Source organism: Pseudomonas sp. SDT291_1_S447, from assembly GCF_054070155.1.
The window spans coordinates 1-18513 of record NZ_JBSVXS010000106.1; the positions used below are offsets into that span (position 1 = coordinate 1).

At 60.3% G+C, this 18513-nt stretch carries 12 protein-coding genes; 4 read left to right on the forward strand and 8 right to left on the reverse strand.

Translation table 11 applies throughout. The features are described from left to right. Positions 1-194: 194 nt before the first annotated feature. The gene (gene dkgB, locus ACW9IR_RS23540) at positions 195-998 is read left to right on the forward strand and encodes a 2,5-didehydrogluconate reductase DkgB (RefSeq protein ID WP_110719713.1); all 804 of its coding nucleotides are present in this window, start codon (positions 195-197) and stop codon (positions 996-998) included. A gap of 4 nt (positions 999-1002) precedes the next feature. On the opposite strand, the gene ACW9IR_RS23545 is transcribed toward dkgB, so the two are convergent. The 7 genes from ACW9IR_RS23545 to ACW9IR_RS23575 all read right to left on the reverse strand — a co-directional run bounded on the left by ACW9IR_RS23545 (position 1003) and on the right by ACW9IR_RS23575 (position 11636). After that, positions 1003-4221, reverse strand: a complete 3219-nt coding sequence (locus ACW9IR_RS23545) for a transporter substrate-binding domain-containing protein (protein ID WP_457465233.1) — start codon at positions 4219-4221, stop codon at positions 1003-1005. A gap of 9 nt (positions 4222-4230) precedes the next feature. Next, positions 4231-4857, reverse strand: a complete 627-nt coding sequence (locus ACW9IR_RS23550; RefSeq protein WP_102900925.1) for a response regulator transcription factor — start codon at positions 4855-4857, stop codon at positions 4231-4233. Between the two features lie 134 nt (positions 4858-4991). After that, a complete protein-coding gene (locus ACW9IR_RS23555; protein ID WP_457465234.1) occupies positions 4992-5414 on the reverse strand; it encodes a chemotaxis protein CheY in 423 nt (140 codons plus the stop codon). Between the two features lie 120 nt (positions 5415-5534). Continuing rightward, positions 5535-6251 (reverse strand): MgtC/SapB family protein, encoded by a 717-nt coding sequence (locus ACW9IR_RS23560; protein ID WP_007913384.1) that lies wholly within the window; start codon positions 6249-6251, stop codon positions 5535-5537. 141 nt (positions 6252-6392) lie between these two features. Further along, positions 6393-9092 carry a magnesium-translocating P-type ATPase gene (gene mgtA / locus ACW9IR_RS23565; RefSeq protein ID WP_457465235.1) on the reverse strand — a complete coding sequence of 900 codons (2700 nt, stop codon included), beginning with the start codon at positions 9090-9092 and terminating at the stop codon, positions 6393-6395. A 592-nt stretch (positions 9093-9684) separates the two neighbouring features. After that, positions 9685-11019: a lysine N(6)-hydroxylase/L-ornithine N(5)-oxygenase family protein gene (locus ACW9IR_RS23570; protein WP_102900922.1), complete on the reverse strand. Its 1335-nt coding sequence runs from the start codon at positions 11017-11019 to the stop codon at positions 9685-9687. Positions 11020-11153: 134 nt separating this feature from the next. Further along, positions 11154-11636 (reverse strand): sigma-70 family RNA polymerase sigma factor, encoded by a 483-nt coding sequence (locus ACW9IR_RS23575; protein WP_110719718.1) that lies wholly within the window; start codon positions 11634-11636, stop codon positions 11154-11156. Positions 11637-11958: 322 nt separating this feature from the next. On the opposite strand from ACW9IR_RS23575, the gene ACW9IR_RS23580 reads away from it, so the two are divergent. From ACW9IR_RS23580 to ACW9IR_RS23590, 3 genes are read left to right on the forward strand one after another with little or no spacing between them, the layout of a single operon-like run. Further along, positions 11959-13131 (forward strand): efflux RND transporter periplasmic adaptor subunit, encoded by a 1173-nt coding sequence (locus ACW9IR_RS23580; protein ID WP_102900921.1) that lies wholly within the window; start codon positions 11959-11961, stop codon positions 13129-13131. After that, a complete protein-coding gene (locus ACW9IR_RS23585) occupies positions 13132-15105 on the forward strand; it encodes a MacB family efflux pump subunit (RefSeq protein WP_457465236.1) in 1974 nt (657 codons plus the stop codon). Between the two features lie 7 nt (positions 15106-15112). Continuing rightward, complete coding sequence (locus ACW9IR_RS23590) at positions 15113-16501, forward strand: efflux transporter outer membrane subunit (protein ID WP_457465237.1); 1389 nt, start codon at positions 15113-15115, stop codon at positions 16499-16501. Between the two features lie 264 nt (positions 16502-16765). Here ACW9IR_RS23590 and pvdP read toward each other — a convergent pair whose 3' ends face one another. Further along, positions 16766-18385: a pyoverdine maturation tyrosinase PvdP gene (gene pvdP, locus ACW9IR_RS23595; protein ID WP_457465238.1), complete on the reverse strand. Its 1620-nt coding sequence runs from the start codon at positions 18383-18385 to the stop codon at positions 16766-16768. Positions 18386-18513 lie beyond the last annotated feature (128 nt).

The window sequence follows — 18513 nt, forward strand, 5'->3', positions numbered from 1 at the left end:
CCTTGTCCCTCCTCCTCCCTTCAAGTCCTACCATACAAGCGAGCTTGCTCGCGAAGAGGCCAGCCCGGACAACACAAATCCTGGAAATGATTCATGACTTCTGATCAACAGTGCTTTGTCCCGTCAGCGGTTTTTCTCAACCATCCGGATGCGGATACTCCTGGCCATTCCCACTGCAAACCCTGGAGTCCTTCATGTCTGTTCCCGCTTTCGGCCTTGGTACATTTCGCCTGCAAGGCCAGGTGGTCATCGATTCGGTCAGTACCGCCCTGGAACTCGGCTACCGGGTCATCGACACCGCGCAGATCTACGAAAACGAAGCCGATGTCGGTGTGGCCATCGCGGCCAGCGGTATCCCCCGCGAAGAGCTGTTCATCACCAGCAAGATCTGGATTGCCAACTTCGCCAGGGAGCGTCTGATCACCAGTCTCAAAGAGAGCCTGGAGAAGCTGCAGACCGACTACCTCGACCTGACGCTCATCCACTGGCCATCGCCGGACGACCAAGTGCCGGTCGAAGAATTCATGGGCGCATTGCTGGAAGCCAAGCGTCTGGGCCTGACCCGGCAGATCGGCATTTCGAACTTCACCATCGACCTGATGAAACAGGCCATTGCGGCCGTCGGCGCCGAAAACATCGCGACCCACCAGATCGAGTTGCATCCGTACCTGCAAAACCGCCAAGTGGTCGAGTTCGCCCACAGCCAGGGCATTCACGTCACCTCGTACATGACCCTCGCTTACGGCGAAGTACTCAAGGATCCGCTGATCCAGCAGATCGCCGAGCGCCTGCAGGCCACCCCGGCGCAAGTCACTCTTGCCTGGGCGATGCAATCGGGTTATGCGGTGATTCCGTCATCGACCAAGCGCGCAAATCTGCTCAGCAACCGCGGCGCCACCGCACTCACGCTGAGCGATGCCGACATGATGCACATCGCCACGCTCGATCGTGGTTATCGCCTGACCAGTCCAACAGGCATTGCGCCACAGTGGGATTGAACCATTAAGCCTCAAGACGCTGCGCGAGGCCGTGCAAGGCATCACGCAGCGTCTTGATCGCCATGACGACCGCCTCGGCTTCGGCCGCACGGCAGGCCTCTTCCAGATCAGTGCACGCTGACACCAGCCGCGCCGCGCCGACCATTTGCGCGCCCCCCTTGATGTGATGGGCCAACTCGCGCAGTCCGCCGCGGTCATGTTCATGGTTCATCTGGTCGAGCTGTTGCAGATCGTTGTGCAGGCTGCTCAATACTTCTTCACGCAGGCGTCGGATCATCGAATGGTCATTGCCGGCCATCTGCTCCAGCGTACTCAGATCGAGTTCCTTCAGAGCGACCTTCTCGACCGACTGAACTTCACTTTCACAATGGCTGGCCCCCTTCAAGGCCTGCTGCAGATCGTGCAAGCGAATCGGTTTGAACAGGCACTCATCCATTCCGGCATCGAGGCAGCGAAGCTTCTCCTCCACCTGCGCGTTGGCGGTAAACCCGAGGATCAGGCAAGGTGCCCGAGCGCTCTGCGTTTCCTCATCACGAATGGCCCGTGCGAGCGCGTAGCCGTTACGCCGCGGCATGTTGCAGTCGGTGATCACCACATCGAACGCCTGTGCCCGCCAACGCTCCAGCCCGGCATGACCGTCCTCGGTGTCAACCGTGCGATGCCCCAGTTCACTCAACTGCCAGCACAACAACAAACGATTGACCGGATGATCGTCCACCACCAGAACGCTGAGTGAATGCCCTACCGCCTCCAATACTTGCGCGTGGGCCGGAACGTGTGACAACGCCTGCTGCAGTGGCATCTGGAGTCTGATTTCAACCCGAGTCCCGAGACCCGGTTCACTGTCGAGCCGCAATTCGCCGCCCATCATTTCGCACAGGCTGCGACTGATCACCAGGCCCAGACCGGAACCGCTGCGCGCCGATTGAACGTTATTGCTCGCCTGCACGAACGGACTGAACAGCCGTTGCCGGTCCTCATTGCTGATCCCGATCCCGCTGTCTTCGATGAGCACCTTCACCGCCAGTCGCTCGGCTGACGTTGGCGTCACAACCAGCCACAGACTCACTTCGCCATCTTCGGTGAACTTGATCGCGTTGCTCAGCAGGTTTGACAGCACCTGCTTGAAGCGCGTCGGATCAATCAATACATCGACGTCGCTATGAGCATCCAGTTCGATGTGCCACAGCAAGCGTTTCTGCCGGGCCAGCCCCTCGAACACCCGACACACCGACACCACCAGTTCACGCAGATTGGCCCGTTCGGGAGCCAGGGACAAATGGCCAGTCTCGATACGCGCGATGTCGAGAATGTCACCGATCAGTGCCAACAACTGTTGACCGGCGTTGGAGGCCACCTGAATCGCCAATCGATCGGTCACGCCTTCCTCCGCCCGTTTCAAAGCCAGCTCGAGCATGCCGATCAGGGCGTTCATCGGTGTACGAATTTCATGGCTCATGGTTGCCAGAAACGTGGTCTTGGCCCGGTTGGCATCGTCCGCTGCGTCCTTGGCTTGCTGCAATTGCCGTAACCACTGCTGACGCTGGCGGATTTGCCAGCGCTGAAAACCGATCCACGCCAGCGCCAGTATCAGCAAGCCTGCCGCACCGGCAAAACCAAAGAAAATCTCACGGCGATGCCGCAACCAATAGCTGTCATCCACCACCACGTCATGGCTCCAGCGTTCAACCAGTTCGTCCATCTGTTGCGGGGCGATGCTCAGCAGCGCCTTGTTCAGGATCGAATGCAGCGCCGACGCTTGCGGCGCAGTGGCCAGTGCGATCCGGGCCGGTTGGTCGCCGATGGTACTGGCGATGCGCAGACGATCGCGGTAATGACGCGAGATCAGAAAGCGCGCGACCAGCAAAGAGCTGACCGTGGCGTCGACCTGCCCCTTGGCAATCATTTCCATGCCCTCGGCGGGGCTTCTGACGTCGACAATGCGTAAGCGCGCGACGCGCTCCTGCAGATAACCACGCAATGGATGGCCGCGATAAATCGCCAAGCGCTTGCCCTGCAGATCGTCGAAACTGCGCACACCCTGCGTCGTTGCCGCACTGACCAGCACAAACGGATTATTCAGATAGGCACGGGTAAATTGCAGTTCGTTTTCGCGCTCACTGCTGGGCGTTACCACGGGCAACAGATCCAGTTCCCCGGTTTTCAATTGCTCGATCTGACGATCCAGCGAACTCCCTCGGACAATCTCGAAATTCAATCCGCTGCGCTGGCTGATCAAGGCCAGCAGTTGCGCAGAAAGCCCGCTGAAACGGCCATCCGCGTCAAAGAACGTCAGGGGAGCGAAGTCTTCAATGCCGCCGACCCGTACCACTGGGTGCAGATCTCGCCATTGCCGCTCGACGGCACTGAGTTGCACCCGTGATTGTTCCGCCATCTCGGCAAGGCCGGCACTCCAGCGCTGCTCGATGCGCTGCCGATGTTCCATGGGGATGGCTGCCAACGCCTGGTCGACGATACGCTTGAGGCGCACCTGGCTACGCAGCAGTGCAAAGCCGAACGGATTGGCGTCGAGCCCGGCGGGCCCGGTCAACTGCAGATCGTTACGATAATTGGTGTTGATCAAGTAGTTGGCACTGATGAAGTCGCCCAGGTAAACGTCATCGGTGCCAAACGCCACGGCGCCGAGTGCATCCATCGCCGACGGGTAGCGCTGCACGTTCGCTTCGGGATAGAACGCCTGCACACTCGCCAACGGCAGATAATCCTCGACCATGGCCACGCGCTTGCCCGCAAGATCCACCGGCAAGGTTTCTTCGAGCCGGGTCACCAGCATCGGCTGATCTTCGGCATAGGCCCGAGACAAAATGAACGCAGGATCAGCAAGCTCGAAACTGTTCGAAGTGCCCAGCAGTTCCACTTCACCGTGTTTAAGCGCGGCCATGGCCGCATCCCGGTTGGCGTAGCGCTGTACCTGTATCCGCACGTTGAGCAATTGCGCGATCAGATCCGCGTAGTCAGCCGTCAGCCCTTCCAGCTCATGCCGATTGCGCGTCACCTCGAACGGCGGATAGTCGGGCCCTGAAATACCGACGCGCAAGAGTGGATGCTCCTGCAGCCATTGACGATCCTGTCCATCCAGTCGTATCTGGATATTTTCCGGGCGGGTCCGGCTCAGCACTTCCAGCATCACTGGCGCGTCGTTTGCTCCTGCCGATGCGCCGAGGGTCATCAACAGCGCGAAAACGACCCGACGCAGCTCCATGGCCGATCCTCAGATCAAACCGTTGCGTTGGGCAAATTCGCGTAGCATCACCAGTGACAATATTCCCAGCTTGATCATCAGGCGGGTCTTGTAGGTGCTGACGGTTTTGTGGCTCAGGTGCATGTCCTGGGCAATGGTCTTGTTGGCTTTGCCTTGTGCCAGTTGCAGCAAAATGGCCAGCTCTCGATCGGAAAGCTGATCGATCATCTGCTTTTCCGATAGCTGGATAGCGTTCAAAGTACTGGTGCTGTCAGTCAGCGCGCTGAAATAGCTGTAGCCCGCCATCAGCGCCTGGATCGCCTTGTGCAACTGCTGCAATTGATTGCTTTTGGTCACATAAGCCATGGCTCCGGCCCGCAGGCAGCGTTCCTGATAGATCTCCGGCGCATGCAGGGAGAACACCAATATTCGGCAGGCCGGGTAGTTGGCCTTGATGCGCACGATCACGTCCAGGCCACTGAGCCCCGGTAAATTGAGATCCAGCACCACCAACTGTGGCGAATGCTCACGAATCATCTCCATCACTTGCTCGCCATTGGCAACCTCATGAATCTGTTTAAAGCTTTCGGCCTGCAATACGATTTTAACGGCGGCGCGCACCACCGGATGATCGTCGACGATCAGCGCTGACCTCATGTCCACTCCCGGTGCAAAATCTGACGACGGACCGCTGACACAGGCTCACGCGGACTCAGTGGCTGCGCTGGGACTGTTACACGTAACGGCAAGTGAATCACCTGTCAGACCTGACAGTTGCGCCCAGTGTCTTTCTATGCATAAGCCAAACGCCGCAACGCCTCATCCTGCTCCGACCGAGGTCTGTCGACCCACGTCATCAAGTGCGTGATCGCCTGTGCATTGGGCAATGCCGCATGACTGATCTGCAGGTTGCCCAGGGCAAAGCCCTCGGCCATCTGCATCGTTGTCGACGGCACTTTGTAGACCAACGCATGACGCACCTGCGGGTTATCGAGCAAGAATTCCGGCAGATCCAGCGCACCGCCCGCCAGTTCGGCGTTGATGACTACCACATCGAACGGTTCGCAACCGTAGTCCACCAGTGTCAACAGCTCGGCGAGGCTCTGCACCGGTGCAACACGGTAGTAATCGAGCTCGTTGAACAACCGCTCGATTTTCATCCGGTAAAAATGTTGCGTGTCGGCGATGAGGATACGCAGGGCTTTATTGATCATGCTCAATCTCCTGGCAGTCAGGTTTTCGGGTGCGGCAAGACTACGCAACCTGATCGGCAGCTTCTGTAGGACTTTTCCGAAAAAATTGACCGTTCGCCTGAGAGCCAGCACGGTTGCCACTCACTCGGTGGTACTCGGACTCCAGAACGCCTGCACCACCAGGGCCGACGTCGAGATTCGTGCCACCAGAGCATCCAGTTCATCACCATCCACCGAAGTGGTCGCCAGGGTGGCTTCGATCTCGATTTCATCGGCACCGAAGGCATGGACGTCGACATCACTGGCCGGGTAATTGCTGCGCTCAAGCTCGGCTTCGAGCAAGGCGAACACGGCGGTTTGCTGGGAGCGGCGGGCGATGACGTAGACGATGTTGGTAACTTCCGCCGAGACCACGTCCAGTGGCTGGCGGTTGATATTGTTGACGATCGGCCGCAGCAAGGTATTGGCGGCGAGGATGAACAGCGTGCCAAGCACGGCTTCGGCGAGCAGGTCGGCACCGGCACAGGCGCCCACCGCTGCGGAGGTCCACAGAGTCGCGGCGGTGTTGAGGCCGCGCACGTTGCCCTCTTCGCGCATGATCACCCCGGCGCCGAGAAAACCGATGCCGGAGACCACGTAGGCGACCACGCGCACCGCGCCTTCGGCACCGGCGAGACGGTTGGCCATGTCGACAAATATCGCCGCGCCGACGGCGACCAGTACGTTGGTGCGCAGGCCGGCAGTGCGTTGCCGGTACTGGCGCTCGAAACCGATCAGACCACCGAGGATGAACGCGGCGCTGAGGCTGACCAGGGTATCGAGCAGCGAATCGAGGTTGAGGTTGTTGATGGCTTGCATAGTGTTGTCCTTGAAAACACCCAAATCCCCTGTAGGAGTGAGCCTGCTCGCGATAGCGGTGTGTCAGTCGCTGAAATTTGACTGACAGATTGCTATCGCGAGCAGGCTCGCTCCCACAGGGGAACGGTGTTGGCCGTGCTGTTATTGCCAGCCGAACCGGCGGATGTAGAAGCCTTTCACTGCCTGGGTCAGCGCCATGTACGCCAGCAGAATCACCGGCAGAAACACGAAGTACAGCGACGGCAGTGCCTGCAATTTGAAGTAGTGCGCCAGCGGCCCCATCGGCAGGAAGATGCCGACCGCCATGATGATTCCGGTCATCACCAGCAGCGGCATGGCTGCACGGCTTTGCAGGAACGGAATCTTCGGCGTGCGAATCATGTGCACGATCAGGGTCTGGGTCAGCAAGCCGACCACGAACCAGCCGGACTGGAACAGGGTCTGGTGATCCGGGGTGTTGGCATCGAATACGTACCACATCAAGGCGAACGTGGTGATGTCAAAGATCGAACTGATCGGGCCGAAGAACAGCATGAAGCGCCCGACGTCGCCCGGCTGCCAGCGTTGCGGTTTTTTCAGCATGTCCTCATCGACGTTATCGAATGGAATGGCAATCTGCGAAATGTCGTAGAGCAGGTTCTGCACCAGCAGATGCATCGGCAGCATTGGCAGGAACGGAATGAACGCACTGGCGACCAGCACCGAGAAGACGTTGCCGAAGTTGGAACTGGCGGTCATCTTGATGTACTTGAGCATGTTGGCGAAGGTGCGCCGCCCTTCGAGCACGCCCTCCTCCAGCACCATCAGGCTCTTTTCCAGCAGGATGATGTCGGCCGCTTCCTTGGCGATGTCCACCGCGCTGTCCACGGAAATGCCGATGTCGGCGGTACGCAGCGCGGGCGCGTCGTTGATGCCGTCGCCCATGAAGCCGACCACATGACCGTTGCCCTTTAGGATGCGCACGATGCGCTCCTTGTGCGACGGCGTCAGTTTGGCGAAGACGTTGGTGGTTTCCACGGCCACCGCCAGTTCGGCATCGCTCATGCGCTCAATGTCGTTGCCCAGCAACAGGCCCTGTTGCGCCAACCCGACTTCGCGGCAGATTTTCGCGGTTACCAGTTCGTTATCGCCGGTCAGCACTTTTACCGCCACGCCGTGTTCAGCCAAGGCTTTGAGCGCAGGCGCGGTGCTTTCCTTCGGTGGATCGAGAAACGCCACATAACCAATCAGCGTCAGTTCCTGTTCATCGGCCAGGCTGTAAGTGTCGCGACCTTCCGGCATCGAGCGTGCGGCCACGGCCACCACGCGCAAGCCTTCAGCGTTGAATGCTGCGGTGACCTGACGAATCCGGGTCAGCAATTCATCGCTCAAGGCTTCGTCGACTTCGCCGTGACGCACGCGGCTGCACACCGCCAAGACTTCTTCCACCGCGCCTTTGCAGATCAACTGGTGTGGCTGGCCACGCCCTTCGACCACCACCGACATGCGCCGACGATTGAAGTCGAACGGGATCTCATCGACCTTGCGAAACGCCGTGCCGACTTTCAGTTCGCGGTGGATTTCCACGTGTTCCAGCACCGCGACATCCAGCAGGTTTTTCAGACCGGTCTGGTAGTAGCTGTTGAGGTAAGCCATTTCCAGCACGTCATCGGAGTCTTCACCCCAGACGTCGACATTACGCGCGAGGAAAATCTTGTCCTGAGTCAGCGTGCCGGTCTTGTCGGTGCACAGCACGTCCATAGCGCCGAAGTTCTGGATCGCATCGAGGCGTTTGACGATGACTTTTTTCCGTGACAGAAACACCGCGCCTTTGGCCAGCGTCGAGGTGACGATCATCGGCAGCATTTCCGGGGTCAGGCCGACGGCAATCGACAGCGCGAACAGCAGCGCCTCAGTCCAATCACCCTTGGTGAAACCGTTGATGAACAACACCAGCGGCGCCATGACGAACATGAAACGGATCAACAACCAGCTGACTTTGTTGACGCCTTGCTGGAACGAAGTGACCGCGCGATCGGTTGCGCCAACACGCTGGGCCAACGCACCGAAATAGGTGCTGTTGCCGGTGGTGAGGATCACTGCCACCGCAGTTCCCGACACAACGTTGGTGCCCATGAACAGGATGTTGTCCAGCTCCAGTGGATTGCGCGTATCGCGATCCTGCTGGTGTGGAAACTTCTCCACCGGCATCGATTCACCGGTCATCGCCGCCTGGCTGACGAACAGATCCTTGGCGCTGAGCACCCGGCAATCAGCGGGAATCATGTCACCGGCCGAGAGCACGATCAGATCGCCCGGCACCAGTTGCTTGATCGGCAATTCGCTGCGTGGCGCGTCACGGCGCATCACCGTCGCGGTGTTGCTGACCATGGCTTTCAGCGCGTCGGCGGCCTGGTTGGATTTGCTTTCCTGCCAGAAGCGCAGCAGCGTCGACAGCACCACCATGGAGAAAATCACCACGGCAGCTTTGAGGTCTTCGGTCAGCCACGAGATCACCGCCAACAACGTCAGCAGCAGGTTGAACGGGTTTTTGTAGCAGTGCCACAGGTGGGTCCACCATGGCAGCGGCTGCTCGTGTTCGACTTCGTTGAGGCCGTATTGCGCACGCAGCGCGTCGACTTCGAAATCGGTGAGGCCATCGGAGTGCGTGCCGAGTGACGACAGCAACACACCGCTGTCGCACTGCGCGGCATCGACCAGGGTGTTAGCCAAAGTCGGCGGGACTTCACGGCTGACCGTGGTGTCGTTGATCGATTCCAGCAGCGCCAGGCGACGAAAGTGCCGGGCGATGTGGCGGGTCCGCAGAAAACCTGCGAAGAATTCCTTGAGCGTAAGTTTCATGGCTGTTGCCCCTATGGTCAGCCGGGAAACCGTCGAGCAGGTACGGCCGCGCCTCGTCCGCCGGAAAAACCGGCACGGCAAGGCCTGGCGCGCCGGTCAGAAAAGACAGGCGTGTCGATAGGGCTGCGATTACGACAGTGAAGTCGAAACCACGCTCTGTTCAGCGTCGATGAGAAGGACGTCTAGACATGACCACGGACGGGTCATGCACGGGATGCCGCTGCTCGCTTTTACGGCGAGACAACGACAGAGAAAGTCTGCGCGTTATCTTGCCGAGAATCTGCCGGTTACCGAGACCGGCCGACAACTGTCACTCGAACAAGTACCCACTGTGGGTCTCCGCTATTGATGAAAACGCGCGAAGCTTACGCCCCGATGATGGGAGAGTAAACCCGCAAAAGGAGGTGAGTCGGGGAATGTGGCGGATGTTCAGGAAGGGTTCAGGAACAGAATGTGTGGCGCTTTTGATGGCCCCTTCGCGAGCAAGCTCGCTCCCACATTGGATCTTCATCTGACACAAAATCTGTGTTCACTGAAAATCCCCTGTGGGAGCGAGCTTGCTCGCGAAAGCGGTATGTGAGGCGCTAAAAAATCAGCTGGCAGTCGCCAGCAGCAGATCCGCCATCGAACGATGCCCACGGTTCTTGCCATGCTCATACAGCGAGCCGGCAATCTCGTCCGCACGAATCGGCAGCACCGACAGCAGCGTATCGCTCAGACCATGGCTGGCCTGGCAGAAGCCCTGCATGTAGAGGCCAGCCTTGCAGCGCTCGTCGGTGATCAGTTTGTAGTTGCGATCGACCTCGAAGTCACCCAGGTACTCTTCCAGCGGGGCCAGCAGTTTGCGGTGCATCTGCCGCTCGTAACCGGTGGCCAAAACAACAGCGTCGTAATTGCGCACGGTGACTTCGCCAGTAGCGTTGTTGCGCACGGCCAGTTCGATACCGTTTTCGGTGGCGGTGGCTTTCTCGACGGTGGTCAAGGTCCGGAACGCGTGACGGGCGATCCCGGAGACCTTCTGACGATAGAAGATGCCGTAGATGCGCTCGATCAGGTCGATGTCGACCACCGAGTAGTTGGTGTTGTGGTACTCGTTGACCAGACGTTCGCGCTCGGCACTGTTCTGCTGGAACACCAGATCGGTGAACTCCGGCGAGAACACTTCGTTGACGAACGGGCTGTCGTCCGCAGGCTTCAAGGCCGAACCGCGCAGGATCATGTCGACCTGCACCGACGGGAACGAATCGTTCAGATCGATGAACGCTTCTGCCGCGCTCTGCCCGCCGCCGATGATCGCAATGCTCATCGGCTGATTGTTCACGCAAGGTTGTTTGGCCATTTGCGACAAGTATTGCGAATGGTGGAACACGCGAGTGTCACCCTTCAGCGCCTTGAACGCCTCGGGGATTCGCGGCGTGCCGCCGGCGCTGACGACAACCGAACGCGTGGTGCGCACGAATTGCTGGCCATCGGTGCCACGGGAGATGACGCGCAGCGCTTCAACCTGATGGTTGTGCAGCACCGGTTCGATGGTCAGCACTTCTTCGCCATAACGGCTCTGCTCGGTGAACTGCCCGGCGACCCAACGCAGGTAGTCGTTGTATTCCATGCGGCACGGATAGAAGGTGCCGAGGTTGATGAAGTCGACCAGGCGACCGTGGTACTTGAGGTAATTGACGAACGAGTACGGACTGGTCGGATTGCGCAGGGTCACCAGATCCTTGAGGAAGGAAATCTGCAGCTCGCTCTGGGTCGACAGGGTATTGCCGTGCCAGCTGTAGTTGGCCTGCTTGTCGAGGAACAGCACATCCAGCTCGCCGTGGGTCGGCCCGCGCTCTTGCAGAGCGATGGCCAGCGCCAGGTTCGAAGGGCCGAAACCGACGCCGATCAGGTCGTGAACGATGGGCGATGCAATTGCCTGAGTCATTTCCAGTGTCCTCTGGATGAACCCCTCAACAAGGGGCAAGGAGAGCCTAAGTGACCTGACTGGCCTTGAGCAGGACAGCAGATCGTCTGTTGAGTAGGAACGAGGACAGTGAAATAAAATTTACCGCGGACGGCTCAATGGGCATCCCATTGTTTGATGCGCAGACGGCAATGCTTCATGGCATTAACGATGTGCTTTTCCACCAGAGCCTTGGAAATGCCCAGCTGCTCAGCGATTTCCGGGTGCGACAGGCCTTCGATCTTGCGCAGCAGAAAACTTTCGCGGCACAGCGGTGACAATTCGGCCAGCGCGCGCTGAAGCATCTCCAGGCGCTGGCCATGATCGAGGGTGCCGTGGGGCGACGGGGTGAAATAGCGCTCTTCATTATCGAGTACGTCGAGTGATTCGACCTGGCGCAAAGCATTGCGCCGATGGTCGTCGATGACCAGATTGAGCGCGGTTCGGTAGAGAAAGGCCCGGGGTTGCTCGATGGGTGTGTCGCTGGAACGTTCCAGCACTCGCAGATAGGCGTCATGCACCACATCTTCGGCAACCTGACGGTTGCCGAGCTTGGCGTTCAGGAAACACACCAGCTCGCGATAGTAGTTTTCCAACATGACTCCCGGCCGCAAACCTGCGGGTTCTGTCCTTGAGCTCACTGATTGACCCCTGCGCAAAACGCAGTAGCAAGATAGTGGCAACTTGAGGTGCGTAATTTATAGTAATTCTCATATAGATTTAAAGTAGTGTTTATCGTTGACCGACAAATAGTGCTGCTCTATAGCTGTAACTTCGTGTGTCCGCAGTTAAATTCCCCTGCACTTCCATCGTTTACAGGACAGCTCCCCGTGTCTGTCGCACCTTGCGACAGCGTTCAGTGCTGCCCGAACCTGTGTGCCAGCCGAACGACGGGCCGATTTCCACTGGCCGGAACCCTGCATGAAACGTCCCCGCCCCGCCCGACGCGCCCTGCTCGTAGTCCTTTGTCTGATCCCCGCTGTCGCGTACGCCGCGTGGCAGATCCTGCCGCCGGGCCGGGATAAATTCGCCACCGTGCAAGTGACCCGTGGCGATATCGAAAGCAGCGTTACCGCGCTCGGCACCTTGCAACCGCGTCGTTACGTGGATGTCGGTGCGCAGGCTTCCGGGCAGATCCAGAAAATCCATGTCGAAGTCGGCGACGTGGTCAAGGAAGGCCAACTGCTGGTGGAAATCGACCCATCGACGCAAAAGGCCAAGCTTGACGCCGGGCGCTTCTCGGTCGAGAACCTCAAGGCGCAATTGCAGGAACAACGTGCTCAACACGAGCTGGCGCAACAGAAATATCAGCGCCAGCAGAATCTGGCGGCAGGCGGTGCAACCCGCGAGGAAGACGTGCAGACCGCCCGCGCCGAACTGAAAGCCACGCAAGCGCGCATCGACATGTTCCAGGCGCAGATCCGCCAGGCCGAAGCCAGCCTGCGCAGCGATCAGGCGGAACTTGGCTACACACGAATCTATGCGCCAATGGCCGGCACCGTGGTCGCCCTCGATGCCCGCGAAGGCCAGACCCTCAACGCGCAACAGCAGACGCCGTTGATTCTGCGCATCGCCAAGCTGTCGCCAATGACCGTTTGGGCCGAGGTTTCCGAGGCAGATATCGGCCATGTCAAACCGGGCATGACCGCCTATTTCACCACCCTCAGTGGCGGCAACCGGCGCTGGAGCAGCACCGTGCGACAAATCCTGCCGGTGCCGCCAAAACCGCTCGATCAAACCAGCCAGGGTGGCGGCAGCCCGGCCAGCAGCAGTAAGAGCGGCAGCGCCCGCGTCGTGCTGTACACGGTTTTGCTCGACGTCGATAACGCCGACAACGCGTTGATGGCGGAGATGACCACCCAGGTATTCTTCGTCGCCAATCAGGCCAAGGATGTCCTCACCGCCCCGGTGGCTGCCCTGCAAGGCAGCGCCACGGCCAACTTGCAAACAGCCCAGGTGGTCGCTGCCAACGGCAAGATCCAGTCGCGCGAAGTACGCACCGGCATCAGTGATCGGCTCAAGGTGCAGGTACTCGACGGCCTGAATGAAGGTGATCATCTGCTCATCGGCCCGGCTGTCGGCAGCGGAGGCTGAATGCAAACGCCTCTGATCGACCTGCAGGACATCCGCAAATCCTACGGCGGCGGCGACGCGCCTGAAGTTCATGTGCTGCGCGGTATCGACCTGTCGATCCACGCTGGTGAATTCGTGGCAATTGTCGGCGCCTCCGGCTCCGGCAAATCGACGCTGATGAACATCCTCGGTTGCCTCGACCGCCCGACGTCCGGTGAATACCGTTTCGCCGGGGAAAACGTCGCCGGCCTCGACAGCGACGAACTGGCATGGCTGCGCCGCGAAGCCTTTGGTTTCGTGTTTCAGGGTTACCACCTGATTCCGTCCGGCTCGGCCCAGGAAAACGTCGAGATGCCAGCGATCTACGCCGGTACGCCAGCGGCCGAGCGCCACGCCCGTGCCGCCGCCCTGCTCGACCGCCTCGGCCTGGCCTCACGCACCGGCAACCGCCCGCACCAGCTCTCCGGCGGTCAGCAACAACGGGTGTCGATTGCCCGCGCCTTGATGAACGGCGGCCATATCATTCTCGCCGACGAACCGACCGGCGCCCTCGACAGCCACAGCGGCAAAGAAGTCATGGCACTGCTCGACGAACTGGCGAGCCAGGGCCATGTGGTGATCCTGATTACCCATGATCGCGAGGTGGCGGCGCGGGCCAAACGCATCATCGAAATCCGCGACGGCCTGATCATCAGTGACAGCGCCAGGGACAACCCCGACGCCCAGACCAGCGCCAACCCCGGCGCCATGCAAGCGGTCGATCTGCGCAAACGTCTGGCCGAGGGCGCCGAAGCCACCGGCGCCTGGAAAGGCGAACTGGTCGACGCCTTGCACGCCGCCTGGCGGGTGATGTGGATCAACCGCTTCCGCACCGCGCTGACCCTGCTCGGCATCATCATCGGCGTGGCCTCGGTGGTGGTGATGCTCGCCGTCGGCGAAGGCAGCAAGCGTCAGGTCATGGCGCAAATGGGCGCGTTCGGCTCGAACATCATTTACCTCAGCGGCTCGGCGCCCAACCCGCGCACACCACCGGGGATCATCACCCTCGACGACGTCCGCGCACTGGCGAGCCTGCCGCAAGTGCAACGGATCATGCCGGTCAACGGCGCCGAGGCTGGCGTGCGGTTCGGCAATGCCGACCATTTGAGTTACGTCGGCGGCAACGACACCAACTTCCCGGCGATCTTCAACTGGCCGGTGGTGCAAGGCAGCTACTTCACCGAGGCCGACGAGGCGAACGCCGCGGCTGTGGCGGTGATCGGCCACAAAGTCCGGAGCAAACTGCTCAAGGACGTGATCAATCCGATCGGCCAATACATCCTGATCGAGAACGTACCGTTCCAAGTCGTCGGTGTGCTGGCGGAAAAAGGCGCCAGCTCTGGCGACTCCGACAGCGACAACCGCATCGCTATCCCCTACTCGGCCGCCAGCGTCAGGCTGTTCGGCACCCGCGATCCGGAATACGTGGCCATTGCCGCCACCGACGCGCGCAAGGTCAAGGACGCCGAACAGGCCATCGAGCAACTGATGCTGCGCCTGCACAACGGCAAGAAGGATTTCGAACTGACCAACAATGCCGCGATGATCCAGGCCGAAGCGCGCACGCAAAACACCCTGTCGCTGATGCTCGGTTCGATTGCCGCGATTTCCCTGCTGGTCGGCGGCATCGGCGTGATGAACATCATGCTCATGACCGTACGTGAGCGTACCCGCGAGATCGGCATTCGCATGGCCACCGGCGCCCGCCAGCGTGACATTTTGCGCCAGTTCCTCACCGAGGCAGTGATGCTCTCGGTGGTCGGCGGAATCGCCGGCATCGCCCTGGCGTTGATCGTTGGCGGCGTGCTGATTCTGAGCGAAGTCGCCGTCGCGTTCTCGTTGATGGCAGTGCTCGGCGCTTTCGGCTGCGCCCTTGTCACCGGTGTTGTCTTCGGCTTCATGCCGGCCCGCAAAGCTGCCCGGCTCGACCCGGTCACGGCCCTTACCAGTGAATGATCGATCTATGAAACCGCGCCTCAGTTTATTGACCGTGTGCCTGATCCTCAGCGCCTGCGGCAGCCCCGTGCAACGCCCCGACAGTGGCGTACAAGCGCCCGCAGCCTGGCAGTCGCCCCATAGCGCCAGCGTTGCCCGCAACAACCCGCAGTGGTGGACGCAATTTGGCAGCCCGGAACTGGATCGCCTGATCGAACAGGCTCGCGTCGGCAGTTTCGACCTCGCGGCCGCCGTTGCCCGAGTGCGTCAGGCGCAGGCCGGCACGGTGATCGCCGGCGGCTCATTGCTGCCGGAGATCAAGGCCGGGCTCAATGCCAATCGGCAGAAACTGCTGCGCGGCAATGGCTACAGCCAGCTCGATGCCAACAGCAGCAACAAAGCCGTGGACTACTTCGACACCAATCTGAGCGCCACTTACGAAATCGATTTCTGGGGTGGCAAACGCGCCTCGCGGGACAGCGCGCAGTTCACCTTGCAGGCCAGCGAGTTCGACCGGGCAACCGTCGAGCTGACATTGCTCAGCGGCGTAGCCAGCACGTATGCGCAAACCCTATCGCTGCGCGAGCAGAGCCGCATCGCCGAACTCAATCTGGCCAACGCACAAAGCGTGCTGAAACTGGTGCAGACGCGTTTTGATTCAGGCTCGGCGACCGCGCTGGAACTGGCGCAGCAGAAAAGTCTGGTCGCCGCCCAGCAGTGGCAATTGCCGCGCGTGCAACAGCAGGCCCAGGAAGCGTTGATCAGCCTCGCCGCCCTGCTCGGCCGACCGGTGCAGCAACTGTCGCCGACAGAATCCTTCGATCACCTGCAATGGCCAGACATCGCCGCCGGCGTGCCCAGCGAGTTGCTCACTCATCGTCCGGACATCGCGCGCGCCGAAGCACAACTGGCCGCCGCCGAAGCGGACGTAAAAGTCGCCCGTGCAGCGATGTTGCCGGCGCTGACCCTGACCGCCCAGCTCGGCTCCGGCGCCAATCAGTTCGACGATCTGATTCGCAGCCCGTTCTACAACCTCACCGCCGGACTGGTCGCCCCGATCTTCAACAACGGTCGCCTCGGCGCCGAACGTGACAAGGCCACGGCACGCCAGCAAGAACTGCTGGAAAGCTACCGTGGCGCGATCGTCAATGGCTTCGCCGACGTGGAAAAAGCCCTCAACAGCATTCGTCGCCTGGACGAGCAGCGGTTGTGGCAGAACGAAGAATTGAATCAGGCCCAAAGCGCTTTCAACATTGCGCAAAGTCGCTACGAGGCCGGCGCCGAAGACTTGCTCACGGTGCTGGAAACCCAGCGCACGCTGTACGCCGCGCAGGATCAGAACGCACAATTGCGACTGTCACGGGTGCAGGCGAGCATTGCGCTGTACAAGGCCCTGGGCGGTGGGTGGACGCAGTAATAGCGTTGCCTGGCAGACCGCTTTCGCGAGCAGGCTCGCTCCCACAATGATTGGCGGTGTTTGCGCAATCTGCGATCAACACAAAAACCTGTGGGAGCTGGCTTGCCAGCAATGAGGCCAGCACTCCCGACATCAACGTTGCCTGAGCCAATGCTATCGCTGGCAAGCCAGCTCCCACACTGATTGACAGTGTCGCCGCTACTTCGGGCTGACACCTGAACCTGTGGGAGCGAGCCTGCTCGCGAATGAGCGAAGACGCAGCCCTCAAGCCGAGCTGGTTTTAGCCTTCAGATTGCGCGCATACCACGGTCGTTGCGGTACGCGGCGGAACAGCCCGGCGAGTTTTTCTTCGTCGGTGATGAAGGTGATGCGCAAGGCCAATTTCATGGTTTCCGGGTCCATCTCTACCGACTTGCCCACCTGCAGGCCCGGCGTGGTGCTGCAACCATGGGTGATCGGCCCTAGCCACGGATCATCAACCTCGACCCAACGCCCCGGCGCAAACCACTGCACGCCATTGACCTGCAGGCGGCTGACTTCACCCGGATGAAAACGCTCATGGGCGCGGAACCAGTCTTCGATTCGATCGTCGATCCAGCCATGAAAATGCCAGAACGCCGGATTGACGTGGGATGAAAACGGATCACCGAGGAAGTCGTTTTCAGCGTTGTACCAACGCGCGGCGAAGTCCGCCGGATCCCGTGCAAATGGCACCGGTTGCCCATTGGAAGGATCGCGCGGCACCGAAGCCCAACGCATGTGCAGCCAGTCATGCAGCCCCAGTTCTACCTCGGAGCCAAACTGGCCCAACGTGAGTTTCGCCAGATACGCCGGATCACGGTATTGCGACTCCCAGACCTGGAAGTTGCTTTCATAGGTTTCGGCGGTCTTGATATCGCTGACCCACTGACTGAACTCATCGTCGCCCGCGGCCGTCCACGTTGGCGGCAACGCCGTGCCGTCGTGGTTGTCGAAGTAGCGGGCGAAACCGATGCGATCGCGGATCAACTCCGGCTGCGGCAACGGGAAGTACTCCCAGGACGGCAGGTCTTGCATCGATCGCGCCGTACCGAGCATGTGCCGGTGCATGAAAAAGAAGTCCACTCCCGAACCGTTGCGATCCTTGCGCGGGCCACGGGCATCACGCTCCTTGTCGCGTGGCCCGGGCTGCCAGCCGATGCCCCGTAGCGCCTCGCGCTTGTCCTCGGGCAGTTTGTGCCACTTGTCGCGCGTCGCATGCCACAACTGGTGGAACAGGCGATGCTCGGGGGAAATCAGCCATGCCAGCAGCGTCGCGTTCAGCGGCGTGCGTTCGCGAGCTTCGGGAAACAGCTGCTTGACCGCGACGAAGCGGTTGTCCTGCGCGGGCAAATTCAACGGTCGGTCGAGGCGCAGCGCTTTGCCGCTGAGGGTGCCGCTGCCGGCATTGCCGAAATCGGCCCAGACTTCATCGAGGATCATGTCCAGCTCATAGCTGATCTGCCCATCAGCGTCGATCAGGCGCCAACTCAGTTTCGCCGCATCGGCCTTGGCCAGATCACCGAGAATTCGGTAACGAGGTGTTTCGCCGGAGCGCAAACGCTCCGGCGTATCGAGAAAACCGCACACGCCCCGACCCTTATGGCCGATGTCGAGAAACACCTGCAGGCCTTTCTGCGGCAAGCCTTCAAGGCCCGCGTCAGCGCCTTCGAAACGGATATCCCAGACCCCGCGCAAGGCGTTCGCCAGGCGCTGACCGGCCATGTCCGCCACATCAAAAGAGGCCTCGCCCGGCGTGATCGTCGGATCCGGTTTCGTCCATTCACGATGCCCAAAATAAGCCGCCGGCACGGCAGCGCCCGTCAGCGCCAGGCCTGCCATGAACCATCGTCGAGAAATCTTCATTGCCCTACCTGTGTCAGCCATGAAGCAGGCTTTATCCAAGCTAGAACGTTTGTTGCGCAGGTAAATTTATGTGGGTTTGAAAAGATCGCAGCCTTCGGCAGCTCTTACATGGAATGTATATCCCTGTA